The organism is Kistimonas asteriae, from assembly GCF_018263925.1.
GTDB classification, from domain to species: Bacteria; Pseudomonadota; Gammaproteobacteria; order Pseudomonadales; family Endozoicomonadaceae; genus Kistimonas; species Kistimonas asteriae.
Map to the genome: position 1 here is coordinate 103,615 of NZ_JAEVHF010000001.1, position 13,977 is coordinate 117,591.

A 13,977-nucleotide genomic window follows, 5' to 3' on the forward strand; every position below is an offset into this window, starting at 1 on the left:
TGCCGACCTGAATAAATGACCAACAAACGCCCGAACACTGACAATTACCTGGACATTTTCCTGAACGACCGCCCGCTCATGGACGTCCGTGCACCGGTGGAATTCAGCAAAGGTGCGTTTGCCCATTCAACCAACCTGCCATTGATTAATGACCGGGAACGGGAACAGGTTGGCATCTGCTACAAGCAACAAGGGCAGACGGCCGCCATTGCGCTTGGCAACGCGCTGGTCTGCGGTCAGGAACGTGATGCCCGCATCGCCGCCTGGATGCAATACGTCCAAAACAATCCGGAAGGTTACCTCTACTGCTTCCGGGGCGGCCTGCGCTCCCACACCGTACAGGCCTGGCTTCGGGAACAGGGTATCGACTATCCGCTGGTCACGGGCGGGTACAAGGCACTGCGCCGATTCCTGATTGATGAGATGGAGCACTCCGTCAACCAATGTCGTTTCTTTATCCTGAGCGGCAAGACCGGTACCGGCAAAACCCGGTTACTGACCACCCTCCCCGGCCATGTTGATCTTGAGGGGTTGGCCAACCACCGTGGCTCCAGCTTCGGACGTCGCATTGGCGGCCAGCCCAACCAGATTGATTTTGAAAACGCCCTGTCTGTCGCGCTGTTGAAAGAACGGCATTTCAGGACGGGCACGGTCATCCTGGAAGACGAAAGCAAACTGATTGGCCGTTGCAGCCTCAGCCAGGAATTCCGGGAAAAGATGCAACTTGCGCCCATTCTGCTTCTGGAAGAAGATCTGGAATACCGCGTGCAGATTACCCTTGAGGAGTATGTGGAAGAAAACCTCAAAGAGAATATCGCTGCATACGGGGAGGAAGGTTTCGAACATTATGCCGAGGCGCTTCTGGCCAGCCTGGACAGGATTCGCAAACGCCTGGGCGGCGCCCGTCATCAGGAGCTGCGCGCGACTATGGAACAAGCTCTGACCGAACAGCGCAACGGTTCAGTCGCACGTCACAGAGACTGGATTCGTACCTTGCTGGCAGACTATTACGACCCCATGTACGAATATCAGCTAGCCAACAAACAAGGTGAAGTCGTATTAAAAGGAGACCGTAATACTCTCCGCCAGTGGGTGATGGAGAACCTGCCCAACCAAAGCGCAGCCGCATAAGCGACGAAAGACGTACTGCGCAACTATCGCAGTACGTCTGTATTGAGCACTTTCTGAAACCTGCCAGCAGATCTAGATAGCCAACTTCATCGCCACCAATCCTCCCAGCGTAAACGCAATACCCAGCACTTTCACCGGGTGCAGAGTCTCGTGAAAAAATAACCGACCAATGATCGCTGTTGCAATGATCCCAAGACCACCCCAGACCGCGTAGGCGACACTGAGATCAATATGGCGTATCGCCAGGGCCAGAAAACCAAACGCGGCAATCTGAACCACCATCACCGCCACCGCCAGTAACTTGTGGCGGAAACCATCCGACAACTTTGTCATGACGTTGCCCACTACATCACAGGCTGAAGCAGCGACCACCAGCATCAGGGCAAAAACAGGTACGTTATTCATTATTATGCAACCCCCTCTACAGACAGATCACTCAGCACTGCCGAGTTCGGCACTTCACTGCACGGGTTATTTTCAAGTCTCTCCCTGTCGTCTGACTTTTCGGCCAGCTTTTCGCCAAGATTCATCAAAACCAACCCTGTCAGCAGACAACCGATCGCCACCAGTTTCCATGTTGAGAAAGTTTCGTGAAAGAACAGCCAGGAAATCCCACTGATCAACAGCAGCCCAATCCCTTCCCACATGGTATAGGCCAAGGCCAGGGGGATTTTTCGCACCGCCTGCGCCAGGCAGTAATAGGACAGGGAGATAAGAACCGCCATGGCGCTATAGCCAAGCCAGGGATTCTGTTCCGCCGCGAGCTTCATAAACGAGGTGCTGGCCACTTCGGTCACAATCGCCGCCAGCAGCATAAGCCAGTAATACATGATGACACCTGCGTCACACAGTAGTGAATGGTTGAGAATCAGAAAACGAAACGGCAGGTAAGCCTGCAAGGCTTATCCACCCGGTGAGCAGGTGGTGAGCTAAAGTTCTGAGCGCCAGTAGCGTTCAGCTTTGTGGAAGGCGAGAAGACTGTACATCCAATACATACTCAATCTGTGAATGGGTAATCCCATTAACGCCAGAGCCTAACCGCTCCGGTCAAACACTGCAATGGCGGGGAATACGGTAAAAACACCCGCCATGACTGCCATGAAAGATCAACGTCGTTTACCCACCTGCAGGATAGCCGGTGGTTTTGCCCACAGCACCCGGTAATTGCCTGTGCGCTGTGAAACTTCGATTTCCTGGTTGGCATCCAGGTTTTCAATCACGGTTTCCTGCAGCTTCCGGTTAGGCCAGCGAATGACAATCTTATCCACCTTTGTATGCTTGGCCAGACCAAAATGCAGCACCAGGGAATTCGTTGCACCAAACTGTCCGCCGGACTGCACTTCCTTCACCTGCAACATATCATTGGCATAGAGGGTTACTCGCGCGCCGACCGCCATGGCATTGGTATCCGGCAGCTCCGCCTTGAGCTTTATTCTCAGCCAGTGATTGTCATTGCCCTTGTTGCGCAACAAAAGGCTGGGCCAGAGATCCCCGGGCGCTGCACCGCCATTGTTAGTCGCCACATCCAGGAAACCATCATGGTCAAAATCGGTAAAAGCAGAGCCGTGGCCCTTGCCAAACAGTGACAACATCTCAAACGGTGTAATGTTGGTGAAGGTATCGTCGCCATTGTTTTCATAAAACAGGAAAGGCTCAGCCTGCTGCATATAAGGCCCACCGGCGCCAAACAGCAAATCTTCATAGCCGTCATTATTCCAGTCACCATGATTGGAGCCCATCATGCCTAACGGGATAAATCGGGAAGATGCCGCGATATTGGTAAATGTGCCATTACCGTTATTTTTGAAAATCGTGGTCGCTGATTGCCATTCCCGCTCAGAATAGCCTTCATCCGCCAACAGGTTGCTGCACGTGCAGATAGGGCCAAACCCCCACTTTTCATCAGACGACACCACGTACTGCCCGGCAAACAAATCCATATGACCGTCATTGTTGTAGTCGAACATAAAAGACATATAACCTTTCTGACCTAACTGCTCGCCTAAACCAGCCTCTTCACTGACATCAGTGAAAGTACCATCTCGATTATTGCGATACAGCCACTTGGCATCCCACCCCTGAGCCCAGATATCCGGCCAGCCATCATTGTCATAATCCCCGAAACTGATGCCGACTGTCGCCTTTGTCCTCAACCCGGCACTGGCTGTGGTGTTTTCATACGTACCATCGCCCCGATTCCGGTAGAGGCGATTCGGTCCCCAATTATCCGCAATGACAATGTCCAGATAACCATCCAAATCATAGTCTGACCAAGCCACCACCATACCGGAACCCTCGTTATGACCGAGCCCTGATGACTCCGTGACATCTTTGAACGTCAGGTCACCCATGTTCTTGAGAACCTGAGTCGGACCGGGGCCATCGTAATTGCAGCAATGTCTGAACAGATCAGGTCGTCCATCGTTATCCATATCACCGGCGCTGAAAATGATCGGGCTACCAAGGCTGGCCACGAGGTCATCTGCCGGAATCTTACGGAAGGCTTTGCCTTTCAGGTTCTTATAGATCTGGGGCGGCATGTATTTTCGCTCCCAGACCAACTCATCCCAGTTGTCATTATCCAGGTCAATGAACGAAATGGAGCCGGTGCCTCCCCAGCGATCAATGCCCATCGCCTCCGTTACATCTTCAAAGGGAAACGACTCCCAATCACGAAATGGAAACAGGTGCCGGATAGAGGACTTGCCGTAAGTGCCAGTATCGGGTTCATCCAGAAAACGCCGCCCCTGCAGCCCCAACTCTATCAACATCACATGCCACCGGGTATCCAGGATTGAGTCGGTCAATAGACGGTTGGCGCGAACACCATAGGGATAAGCCTCCCGGTATTGCCCCAGCCGGAAATAAGCCTGACTAATCGCAAAAATGATTGAGCCGTTCTTTTCTGCAACCGGATTGTACTGACCGGATGGCCCAAACAATCTAAGTACAGTGTTGAACTCTCCCAGGTACATCATCAGCCAGGCATAGTTCTCCAACGCCCTAACCTGCTCGCTATCAGGCAACTGTTGAATATAGGTTGCGATTTTCTGCTGCAACTCATTACGCCGGTCATAATAATCCGACTCATGCATGAAGCAGATAATGCCCGGGAAAGGCTCATCGCGGATAACAACTTTGCTGATGATAGTGCGGATATAATGCGCATCGGCATTTTCACCCTCAGCACTGGCCGCTTTACAGTCATCGTAGATTTCCGTCGGGAAAAAATTCTGCGATTTCGGCGTTCTGGGGAGATCGGCCGTATTAACGGTCGCAACCGCCCCAATCAGAAAAGGGTCATCCCAGTCGTTATGACTGGCAACAGGTGCAACAATCGATTCAGACGGGTTGAGAAAACCATCACCCGACGACACGGTGGCACTATCAGGCTCTTCTTCGACATGCGCATGATCTTCATGCGCCTTGACCTCAGGAAACACACACAGCACTGACAACAGGCAACCGACAAAGAATAAAAGGCAACGACGACCGGCTACAGGGTAATCATCCATGAACACACCTTATCCTTGGAGCATTGGGTATCACTGTTATTAAAGCACCCTCTTAATAAAGCGACACACCGATAACATGGGTGACCCTGTCCCCGCTACAAGGTTAGAATCCACAGGCAACAACAAAACAGCCCGCATCAGGATCACGGCTATCATGACAACACTTTTCGACCAGGTGGTGGATCGCACCCAGACCAACAGCCTGAAATGGGATCGTTACCAGGACCAGGACATCCTGCCCATGTGGGTAGCGGACATGGACTTCCGCTCACCGCCGGAAATCATCGCAGCCCTCCACGAGCGCATTGAGCACGGAATATTCGGCTACACCCATGCCAGTGATGCACTGGTGCAACGGGTCGTAGACCGGCTGCAGAACCTGTACGACTGGCGGATTGAACCGGACTGGCTGGTCTGGTTGCCCGGTACGGTCTGTGGCCTGAATATTGCCGTACGCGCCGTCGCTGCAGAGGGAGAAACCGTGGCCGTTCCGGTGCCAGTGTATTACCCCTTCCTGCTGGCACCACCGCAAGGTGGCCGTCGTATGATCAGCGCCAACTGGCGTCAGGGGGAGAATAGCTGGCAACTGGACCTGGATGAACTGGAAGGTCGTATCACCAGCGACACCCGTCTGTTCATGCTCTGCAATCCCCAAAACCCTAATGGCCGCGTACTGACCCGGCAAGAATTGCAGGCGATTGAAGCCTTCTGTCGTCGGCACGATCTGGTCGTCTGTTCCGACGAAATTCACTGTGACCTGATACTTGACCGTGAGCGTGAGCATATCCCTTATGCCAGCCTGAGTGACTTCAGCTCGGAACGCTCGATTACACTGATGGCGCCATCCAAAACGTTCAATATTGCCGGCCTGGCCTGTGCGTTTGCCGTCATCCCTGATCCGGAACTCCGCAAACAGTTCAACAAGACAAAAGCCGGTATCGTTCCTTCTGCTGATGGCATGATCACCGGCTATACCGCCGCCGAAGCGGCTTACACCCACGGCGAGCCCTGGCGTCTGGCGCTGCTGGACTACCTGCGCGGTAATCATGACTACCTGCTCCAGACCATTAACGATATGCCCGGTCTCTCCATGCAGCCGCTGGAAGCGACGTATCTCGCCTGGATCAATGTGGCCGAGTTGGGATTGAAAGATCCGAAAGGTTTCTTTGAACAACATGGTGTCGGTCTGTCGCCCGGCGCCCAGTTTGGCGATCCCGACTACTTGCGCCTGAATTTCGGCTGTCCGAGAAGCCAACTGGAACAAGCCCTTGAACGGATGCGTGCCGCATTGACGAAACACATTTAGGACTGTCTCGTAGTGTCCCAGTCGTACTTTCACAGTATGCTGGGACATCGTTCTGTTTTTATGCTGGTAGCAGGATTCCTGTGCAACAATCGCCATCGTCTGTTTACACCCTTGAGCCCATTGGTATCGTCCACTCCTGCTATCGGGAAAAATTCGGCATTCCCCGCCAACCCGGGCTTGCAACCGCCGCAACCGCCTTTATTGAATTGCTGCCGCCGTTTAACCGGCCGGAAGCCGTCCAGGGGCTGGAAGGCTTTTCCCATCTCTGGCTTCAGTTCATTTTCCACCAGACCCTCGCGGAAGGCTGGCGTCCCACCATTCGTCCACCACGATTGGGTGGCGAAACCCGGGTCGGCGTTTTTGCCAGCCGATCCACACACCGCCCCAATGGCCTGGGACTCTCAGTGGTGAAACTCAAAGGCATTGATACACTACAGGGTAAGGTTATCCTTGAACTGGAAGGCAGTGACCTGCTTGATGGCACGCCAATTGTCGACATCAAACCTTACCTGCCCTGGGCGGATGCCGTCGCTGACGCAGCGTGTGGATTTGCACCGGAGCCACCACAGATGCGGGAAGTCCGCTTTTCACCCGAAGCGACGCTCGCCTGCCAAGACTACGAACAGCTTACGGGTCGCCCCCTGGCAACACTCGTTCAGCAAGTGCTGTCACAGGACCCTCGACCGGCCTATCTTCAACGTCGACCGGGCCGTAGCCATGGTATACAGCTGTGGGACAGAAATGTCCGCTGGCAGGCCAATGACGACCACTTTCTGGTAACAGCCATCGAAACTGTCGAGATGATGCACGAAAGTCCTACATAATCTTTCGACCCGTGATCGGATAAGGTACAGTTAGCATACCCTGTCACTGACACAGCAGGTCTGACATATTAAGCCTGGGTCGTCAGTGACTGACAATAATAAGAAACCTGTCCTGAGACGGGTCGGATTCGATCATGAAACAAGCCATTATCCTATCCCTGCTGGTTACTACTGCTGGCGTGAGCGGCTGCGCCACGGTTAACACGCCATCGACAACGGCCGCAACACAACCGGCACCCCCTTCACCTCCCGATGCCGAACAGGAACTGAAGGATTTCGCCTATTATTCGAGACCTGCTCGAAATGGCCTTAAAGCAGTAGGACGCTCCATCTACTGGTTGTTTGACAGCTCCGCCAGCCTGATTGGCAATGGGCTGAGCGCGACCCGTGATGCGATTCCTGAAACCGTCCGTACGACGGTCTCCGATGGAACCGCCAAAACAACAGAATTGACCAAAGACGGTGCGCTTTATGCCCTGTCCCTGATGCCTGATGACATCCATCCCTTGTTGCCGGATGAAATCGTCCGCAGCATGCCCGCCCCTTCTGAACCTGAAAAAGCCAATCCAGCTGCATTGCCAGAGCAGGGGCAGGCGATGGTCTATGTGATCCGCCCCCACTTTACCGGCGTATTGAATCATTTTGAGGTTTACCTTAACGGCAAGACAGCGGAAGACCGGGTGGGTTATACCCAGCATTATGAATACCTGGCGTTTCCCGTCGAACCGGGCCGCCACACGATCTATTCCAAGGGGGAAAACTGGTCGGAAATAGGTATTCAACTGCGTGAAGGGGAGTTTATTTTCCTTGAGCAGAAAGCCAGCCGCGGCCTGTTCCTCAGTAACCAGACCCTGCAGAGCCTGCCACTGGACAAGGCTCGCACCTACCTGGCCTTTACGGAACCTGGCACGCTGGAAAGTGGTGAAAGCGTGCCGGACTACCGGCACAATGCGTCACACCTGTTCGTTACGGCCACGGAACGAACAGGTAAACGCCTCGACAAGGCGACCGCCGTTATCACTGAGACTCTGTCATTCAACGAATGAGTGACATGAGACTATTCAGTGTGGTCTCTGGGCAGCAGCGGCCACCGTACCCCGCAACACCAGCTCTGGCTCAATTACCACTGAGTGCTCACGTTCACCGTCCCCGGCAATCGCTGCGATCAACACCTCCGCCGCCATCTGCCCCATCTTGTCACCAGACTGCCGGATGGTCGTCAGTGGCGGGCTCGTGTAGGCGGTCAATGCAATATCGTCATAACCGACCAGGGCAATATCTTCGGGAATGCGTAAGCCCTGCTCTTGTATCGCGCGCATTGCCCCCATGGCCATCAGGTCGTTAGCGGCAATCACTGCATCCGGCCGTTCGGGCAGATGCAGTAAACGACGCATCGCTGAATAACCGGATTCACAGTCAAGGTTCCCGTCAATGACCCAGCTGTCCGGTATGCCAACTCCCTGTTCAGCAACCGCGCGCCTGACGCCCTGTAATCGCTCTTCAGTGACTGGATGGCAAGCCGTATGACCGATGAAACCAATCTCACGCCGCCCCCGTGCCAGCAGGCAACGGGCCGCCTGATAACCGCCTTTGTTGGCATCACCCTTAACACGTAACGCTTTTACACCCGCAATGTCCGTATCGAGCAGTAAGAGAGGCATCTCACTGAGTGTTGCCAGTTGTTGCCGCAACAATGGCGTATCCGCAATGGACAGAAGAATCAGGCCATCCACACGACGCTCAACCAGTGATTGCAGGCAGGCCAGTTGTCGTTGTTCATCATTCGCCGTATTACTGAGGAGCAGCTGGTAACCTTTGCGATAACAGGCATCCTCAACCCCCTGCACCACTTCTGCAAAAAACGGGTTGGCGCTGCGGGTCACCAGCATACCCAGCGTACGGGTACGGCTTTGCTTAAGACTCCGTGCTACCGCGCTGGGTGCATAATGCAGCCCAGCCACGGCAGACATCACCTTTTCCGCTGTATCCGGACTGACAAACCGTGTTCCATTCAATACGTGCGAGACCGTGGAAATTGATACCCCCGCCACTTTCGCCACATCCTTGATCGTGGCCATATCAGCGTTGGTTATCAGCGACGAGTTGTTCGACGTCTTCACGGGAAGGAATGGAGGGCTGCGCACCATGGCGCGTCACTGACAACGCAGCAGCGGCGTTCGCAAAATTAGCCGCTTTGTCCAGGCTTTCTCCCTGGGCCAGTGCAACCAGCATGGCGCCATTGAACGTATCACCTGCCGCGGTGGTATCTACCGGGGTAACGGAATAGCCTTCAACTAAACGACCATTGCCTTTTTCCGAAATCCAGACACCCTGGCTGCTCAGAGTAATCACCACAGTAGTGATACCCATTGCATGCAGCTTGCCTGCCGCTTCCGCTGCACCCACCACATCATTGACCGGAATCCCCGTGAGCAATTCTGCTTCCGTCTGATTCGGGGTGATCATATCGATCCGAAGCAGCAGTTCATCCGGCAGGGCTTTGGCTGGCGCCGGATTCAACACAACTTTAACATCAGCGTTATGGGCAATTTCCACTGCTTCGAGCAAACCGTCCAGCGGCGTTTCCAACTGCATCAGCAGGTAATCACTGTCAGCAATTAACGCGTGCTGCGCCTGTACCCGGCTGGTCGTCAGCTTGGCATTCGCGCCCGGGGCAATCACAATGCAATTTTCTGCCTGGTTATCCACACAGATCAGGGCAACACCAGTCGTTTGATCAGCAATCTGGCATACCGCCTGGGTATCAATACCATCCGCCTGAAAACGCTGAATCATGTCTGTACCAAAGGCATCATCACCAACGCAAGCGATGAAGGCTGTCTGCCCACCCAGTCGTGCGCAGGCCACCGCCTGGTTTGCGCCCTTGCCGCCGGGAATAACTTCATAGTCCTTACCGGCCACCGTTTCACCCGGCTTTGGCAATCGTGGCACACGCACCAGATGGTCAGCATTCACACTGCCAAGGACCAGAATTTTCTTACTGCTCATTGTTCCGTTTCCTGGATACAAAAAAGCCGGCGCCTGTCAGGAACGCATCCTGCCCATCGCCGGCCTGATATCAATCACACTCAGTTGGCAATCAGTTGCAGTTCGACCGGGGTATAGGCATTCACATTCTTGCCCTTTAAAACCTTGTCCGCCGTCGCAACAGCCACTTCACCAATCATGTCTGCCTGCTGAGCGATCGTTGCCGCCATTTCACCACTGGCCACTGCGCGAACACCATCTTCGGTGCCATCAAAACCGACTACCATGATATCCATCTGCTGCGCTTCTACCGCACGCAGTGCACCCAGCGCCATTTCATCATTCTGGGCAAAAATCGCTTTCACATCCGGATTCGCTTCCAGCAGGTTTTCCGCCACATTCAAGCCTTTGGTCCGGTCAAAGTCTGCTGGCTGACTGGCCACGACTTCAACAGATGTACCACCCAGAGACTGCATAAACCCCTGGCCACGCTCACGGGCAGCAGAGGTACCGGGAATCCCTTCCAGCTGGATCACTTTGCCGTTACTGCCAATTTTCTCAACGATATACCGTCCGGCCATTTCACCGCCGGCGGTATTGTCTGACGCCACATGGGAGACCACCTTGCCACCGGTCGCACCGCGGTCGAGGGTGATCACCGGAACATTGCGGTTATTGGCGAGGCGTACGGCACTGGTCGCCGCATCGGAATCCACCGGATTTAGCAACACCAGATCCACGTTCTTCACCAGCAGATCTTCAACATTGGTCATTTCCCGGCTTGAATCATTCTGCGAATCCAATACCAGAAGCTGGTAGCCCAGTTCCTCCGCTTTCTTTTCCGCGCCTTCTTTCAAGGTGACGAAAAACGGGTTATTCAGGGTTGAAACCACCAGCGCCAGGGTTTTGGGCTGATCTGCAGATTCGGCAGATGCATCTTTATCACTGTCCTGCTGGTTACAACCAGCCAGGATGAAGAGCGATGCCAGTACAACAGACAACAGTTTTTTCATCGTATCCAGAACAGCGCCAGGGCTGTACTCCTCCGTCTAGTGAAAAGCCTTCAGAACACACCCCACTATCTCTCGGGTAGTAGGGTTTGGTATCAGTAATCCAGCATCACGCCTTTTTTCCCATCCGGGTATCCACCAGGACTGCCAGCAAAATCACAGCTGCCTTGGCAATCATCTGGTAGTAAGACGACACGTTGAGCATATTGAGCGCGTTGTTGAGGATACCGATAATCAATGCGCCAACCAGTGTGCCCATGATCCGGCCCCGTCCACCGGCCAGACTGGTGCCGCCCAGCACTACCGCCGCAATGGCATCCAACTCATAACTGGCACCCGCCGTCGGCTGGGCGGAAGAGAGACGGGCTGTAACAATGATGCCCGCCAGGGCTGACAAGGCACCGCTGATGCCATACACCGCCAGTTTGATCCGGTTCACATTGATACCGGACAAACGGGTCGCTTCTTCATTACCCCCCAAGGCGTACACATAGCGCCCAAGACGCGTGTGATTCAGTACGTACCAGGCAACCGCGAAAACGATGGCCATCAGGTAAATGGGCAGTGGAATGCCGAGAAAATAACCCGTACCCAGCCAGGAGAACGCATCGGCAGTGGCCGAAAATCCAGTTGAGATCGGACGTCCATCGGTATAGACCATGGTCACCCCGCGCAGCAGGGTCATGGTCACCAATGTAGCGATAAACGGCTGCACCCCGCCACGGGCCACAATCAGGCCACTGCCGCAACCCAGCATGGCACCCAGTGCCAGCGTTGCCGTCAACGCCAGCACAATATTCACATCCATACCGATCAAGGTGGCACAGACGGCGCCGCTGAGCGCCAGTACCGACCCCACAGACAGGTCAATACCACTGGTCAGGATGACAAACGTCATCCCCACGGCAATGATTGCGTTAATAGACGTCTGCCGCAGGATATTTAACAGGTTATCAACGGTGAAAAAGCTGGGGCTGAACAGCGAGACCACCAGCATGAACACCAGCAGGGCAATCACTGACTTGTTATCAAACAGGAATTGGCGGCTGCAGACTCGCTGACATAACCGGCTTACCAGGGGTTTCTGATGGTCGGCCATCGACATTGCTTTACTACTCATAATTCTCTCAACATTCACAGTGCTTGCGTGCGACGGCCAACGGCGCACTGCATCAGTTTTTCCTGATCGGCTTCGTGGTAATCAAATTCACCGGTCAGGCGACCGTTGTGCATCACCAGGATCCGGTCGCTGATACCCAGCACTTCCGGCAAGTCAGACGACACAACAATAATGCTCATGCCCTTACGCTTGAACTCATTAATCAGTTGGTAGATTTCCTTGCGGGCACCCACATCTACGCCGCGGGTCGGCTCATCCAGAATCAGCACCCGCGGGTTATTCAGCAACCCTTTGGCGATCGCCACTTTCTGCTGATTGCCGCCACTGAGATTGCGGATCAGCTGACTGGACGACGGCGTCTTGATATTGAAGGAGCGGATGTAATCATTGACGCTGACCATTTCAGCATTCAAATCCAGCCGACGGGATCGACCGGTAAACTGCGCCAGCGACGACAGCGTCATGTTTTCCCGGACGGGAAGATCAAGCACCAGCCCATCCCCTTTACGATCCTCGGAAACATAGACAATGCCGTGGGCCAGTGCATCTGCCGGACACCGGATAGAAACCGCCTCGCCGCCGACACGGATCACACCTTCCGTATGCGGTCTGGCGCCAAACAGCGTACGCATCAGCTCTGTACGGCCCGCACCCATCAGGCCGGAAATGCCGAGCACTTCACCAGCCCGCACCCCAAAATTGACATCATCGAGACCGGGGCCGCTGAGCCCCTCGATTTCCAGCACCCAGTCACCGGCATCGCACACCAGGCGCGGGAACTGATCGGTAATGCTGCGGCCGACCATCTTTTCGATGATCCTATCTTCCGTCAGTTCACTGACCGGCGATTCGCAGACAAACTCACCATCACGCAATACGGTCACATCGTCGCAGACCTCAAAAATCTCTTTCAGGCGGTGAGAGATATACACAATCCCCCGACCTTCTTCACGCAACTGCCGGATGACTTTAAACAGGCTTTCTGTTTCCGTATCCGTCAATGCGTCGGTCGGCTCATCCATGATGATCACCCGGGACTCCATGGAGAGTGCACGGGCAATTTCCACCATCTGCTGCACGCCGATACTGAGTGTGCCTACCGATGTGGTTGGATCAAGGTTCATATCAAGACGCTGAAGCAGCGCGGCGGTATCCGCCAGCATTTTGCGCCGATTAATATGACCAAAACGCCCGACGGGCTCACGGCCGAGAAAAATATTTTCCGCAACGGACAGTTCACCGATCAGGTTCAGTTCCTGGTGAATAATGGCAATGCCCTGATCTTGAGAGTCGCGGGGGCCTTTGAAAACGGTTTCTTTGCCCTGGTAAGTCAGCGTACCGGCATCCTTGCTGTAGATACCGGTCACGACTTTCATCAGGGTGGACTTGCCCGCGCCATTCTCCCCGAGCAACGCCATCACGCGCCCCGGATAGACGCGCAGAGTCGCTTCATTCAACGCCTTGACGCCGGGAAAGGTTTTCACGATCCCCGTCATTTCAAGGACAGGTTGCACGCTTCTGTCCGGCATCAGAACACAACCCCGGACTTGAGGATGATATTGGCATAAGGAGTGAATTCGCCCGTGCGAACAATACCCATTGAGTCATGGCTCTCTGCCTTGAAAGCTTCATGGGAGAGTTTCAGCACTTCCACCAGCTGCCCCTGCTCTGAAGAAAGCTGACCGATACGGGACATCAGCGCCTGATACAGTTCCGGGCTGGCAGCGGCCATTTCTTTGGCAATAATGACGGATTCCACCTGCATTTCTGCCAGCAGAACCTCCAGGGTTTCGAGGAAGCCCGGCACCCCTTCAGTGAGAGCCAGGTCGATACGGTGACTGCCAAGCGGAATCGGCAACCCGGCGTCGGCAACAGTCACAGACTGGCCATGCCCCAGTGAAGCGATCAGCCTGGACAGTTCGGAATTGAGGAGTCTGCCTTTCTTCATGCGTTATCACGGTACTGCGGTGATGAGAGAAAACGTTTACGCAAACGTTTTCCTGAATGGATGCGGACTATAAATCAGACACTTTTCCTGCGCCATTGACGCAGATCAAAAAACAACAACTGCAAACGTCAGGCA

At 54.4% G+C, this 13,977-nt stretch carries 13 protein-coding genes; 4 read left to right on the forward strand and 9 right to left on the reverse strand.

Features of this window, described 5'->3' with window-relative positions; translation table 11 throughout:
• Positions 1 to 15 precede the first annotated feature (15 nt).
• Complete coding sequence (mnmH, locus tag KHS78_RS00505) at positions 16 to 1,131, forward strand: tRNA 2-selenouridine(34) synthase MnmH (RefSeq protein WP_211824161.1); 1,116 nt, start codon at positions 16 to 18, stop codon at positions 1,129 to 1,131.
• A 72-nt stretch (positions 1,132 to 1,203) separates the two neighbouring features.
• Here mnmH and KHS78_RS00510 read toward each other — a convergent pair whose 3' ends face one another.
• From KHS78_RS00510 to KHS78_RS00520, 3 genes are all read right to left on the reverse strand, one after another.
• Entirely contained in the window at positions 1,204 to 1,536 is a 333-nt protein-coding gene (locus KHS78_RS00510) for a DMT family transporter (protein ID WP_211824163.1), read from the reverse strand.
• A gap of 2 nt (positions 1,537 to 1,538) precedes the next feature.
• Complete coding sequence (locus KHS78_RS00515) at positions 1,539 to 1,961, reverse strand: DMT family transporter (RefSeq protein ID WP_211824165.1); 423 nt, start codon at positions 1,959 to 1,961, stop codon at positions 1,539 to 1,541.
• Positions 1,962 to 2,237: 276 nt separating this feature from the next.
• A complete protein-coding gene (locus tag KHS78_RS00520) occupies positions 2,238 to 4,646 on the reverse strand; it encodes a CRTAC1 family protein (protein ID WP_211824167.1) in 2,409 nt (802 codons plus the stop codon).
• Positions 4,647 to 4,800: 154 nt separating this feature from the next.
• Here KHS78_RS00520 and KHS78_RS00525 point away from each other — a divergent pair, with 154 nt between their 5' ends.
• The 3 genes from KHS78_RS00525 to KHS78_RS00535 all read left to right on the forward strand — a co-directional run bounded on the left by KHS78_RS00525 (position 4,801) and on the right by KHS78_RS00535 (position 7,822).
• Positions 4,801 to 5,952 (forward strand): MalY/PatB family protein, encoded by a 1,152-nt coding sequence (locus KHS78_RS00525; RefSeq protein ID WP_211824170.1) that lies wholly within the window; start codon positions 4,801 to 4,803, stop codon positions 5,950 to 5,952.
• An 80-nt stretch (positions 5,953 to 6,032) separates the two neighbouring features.
• Positions 6,033 to 6,776 carry a tRNA (N6-threonylcarbamoyladenosine(37)-N6)-methyltransferase TrmO gene (gene tsaA / locus KHS78_RS00530; RefSeq protein ID WP_211824172.1) on the forward strand — a complete coding sequence of 248 codons (744 nt, stop codon included), beginning with the start codon at positions 6,033 to 6,035 and terminating at the stop codon, positions 6,774 to 6,776.
• Positions 6,777 to 6,910: 134 nt separating this feature from the next.
• Positions 6,911 to 7,822, forward strand: a complete 912-nt coding sequence (locus tag KHS78_RS00535; protein ID WP_211824174.1) for a hypothetical protein — start codon at positions 6,911 to 6,913, stop codon at positions 7,820 to 7,822.
• Between the two features lie 15 nt (positions 7,823 to 7,837).
• Here the strand turns inward: KHS78_RS00535 and KHS78_RS00540 are convergent, their stop codons facing one another.
• The 6 genes from KHS78_RS00540 to rbsD form a co-directional block, all read right to left on the reverse strand.
• Positions 7,838 to 8,923, reverse strand: a complete 1,086-nt coding sequence (locus KHS78_RS00540; RefSeq protein WP_211824176.1) for a substrate-binding domain-containing protein — start codon at positions 8,921 to 8,923, stop codon at positions 7,838 to 7,840.
• Positions 8,856 to 9,785 (reverse strand): ribokinase, encoded by a 930-nt coding sequence (gene rbsK, locus KHS78_RS00545; protein WP_211824178.1) that lies wholly within the window; start codon positions 9,783 to 9,785, stop codon positions 8,856 to 8,858. Before rbsK ends, KHS78_RS00540 begins: the two co-directional genes overlap by 68 nt.
• Before the next feature lie 80 nt (positions 9,786 to 9,865).
• Positions 9,866 to 10,777 carry a ribose ABC transporter substrate-binding protein RbsB gene (gene rbsB, locus KHS78_RS00550; protein WP_211824181.1) on the reverse strand — a complete coding sequence of 304 codons (912 nt, stop codon included), beginning with the start codon at positions 10,775 to 10,777 and terminating at the stop codon, positions 9,866 to 9,868.
• A gap of 106 nt (positions 10,778 to 10,883) precedes the next feature.
• Positions 10,884 to 11,894, reverse strand: a complete 1,011-nt coding sequence (rbsC, locus tag KHS78_RS00555; RefSeq protein ID WP_246505960.1) for a ribose ABC transporter permease — start codon at positions 11,892 to 11,894, stop codon at positions 10,884 to 10,886.
• A gap of 14 nt (positions 11,895 to 11,908) precedes the next feature.
• Positions 11,909 to 13,423, reverse strand: coding sequence for a ribose ABC transporter ATP-binding protein RbsA (rbsA, locus tag KHS78_RS00560; RefSeq protein ID WP_246505962.1), 1,515 nt, complete (start codon positions 13,421 to 13,423; stop codon positions 11,909 to 11,911).
• The gene (rbsD, locus tag KHS78_RS00565) at positions 13,423 to 13,842 is read right to left on the reverse strand and encodes a D-ribose pyranase (protein ID WP_211824183.1); all 420 of its coding nucleotides are present in this window, start codon (positions 13,840 to 13,842) and stop codon (positions 13,423 to 13,425) included. The genes rbsA and rbsD overlap by 1 nt, the downstream gene beginning before the upstream one ends.
• Positions 13,843 to 13,977: the final 135 nt, after the last annotated feature.

Coding starts and splice junctions, on each gene's coding strand:
- KHS78_RS00535 (WP_211824174.1), top strand. CDS start 6,911: ATGAAACAAGCCATTATCCTATCCCTGCTGGTTACTACTGCTGGCGTG.
- KHS78_RS00520 (WP_211824167.1), bottom strand. CDS start 4,646: ATGGATGATTACCCTGTAGCCGGTCGTCGTTGCCTTTTATTCTTTGTC.
- KHS78_RS00515 (WP_211824165.1), bottom strand. CDS start 1,961: ATGTATTACTGGCTTATGCTGCTGGCGGCGATTGTGACCGAAGTGGCC.
- rbsK (WP_211824178.1), bottom strand. CDS start 9,785: ATGAGCAGTAAGAAAATTCTGGTCCTTGGCAGTGTGAATGCTGACCAT.
- mnmH (WP_211824161.1), top strand. CDS start 16: ATGACCAACAAACGCCCGAACACTGACAATTACCTGGACATTTTCCTG.
- KHS78_RS00540 (WP_211824176.1), bottom strand. CDS start 8,923: ATGGTGCGCAGCCCTCCATTCCTTCCCGTGAAGACGTCGAACAACTCG.
- KHS78_RS00510 (WP_211824163.1), bottom strand. CDS start 1,536: ATGAATAACGTACCTGTTTTTGCCCTGATGCTGGTGGTCGCTGCTTCA.
- rbsC (WP_246505960.1), bottom strand. CDS start 11,894: ATGAGTAGTAAAGCAATGTCGATGGCCGACCATCAGAAACCCCTGGTA.
- rbsD (WP_211824183.1), bottom strand. CDS start 13,842: ATGAAGAAAGGCAGACTCCTCAATTCCGAACTGTCCAGGCTGATCGCT.
- rbsB (WP_211824181.1), bottom strand. CDS start 10,777: ATGAAAAAACTGTTGTCTGTTGTACTGGCATCGCTCTTCATCCTGGCT.
- KHS78_RS00525 (WP_211824170.1), top strand. CDS start 4,801: ATGACAACACTTTTCGACCAGGTGGTGGATCGCACCCAGACCAACAGC.
- rbsA (WP_246505962.1), bottom strand. CDS start 13,423: ATGCCGGACAGAAGCGTGCAACCTGTCCTTGAAATGACGGGGATCGTG.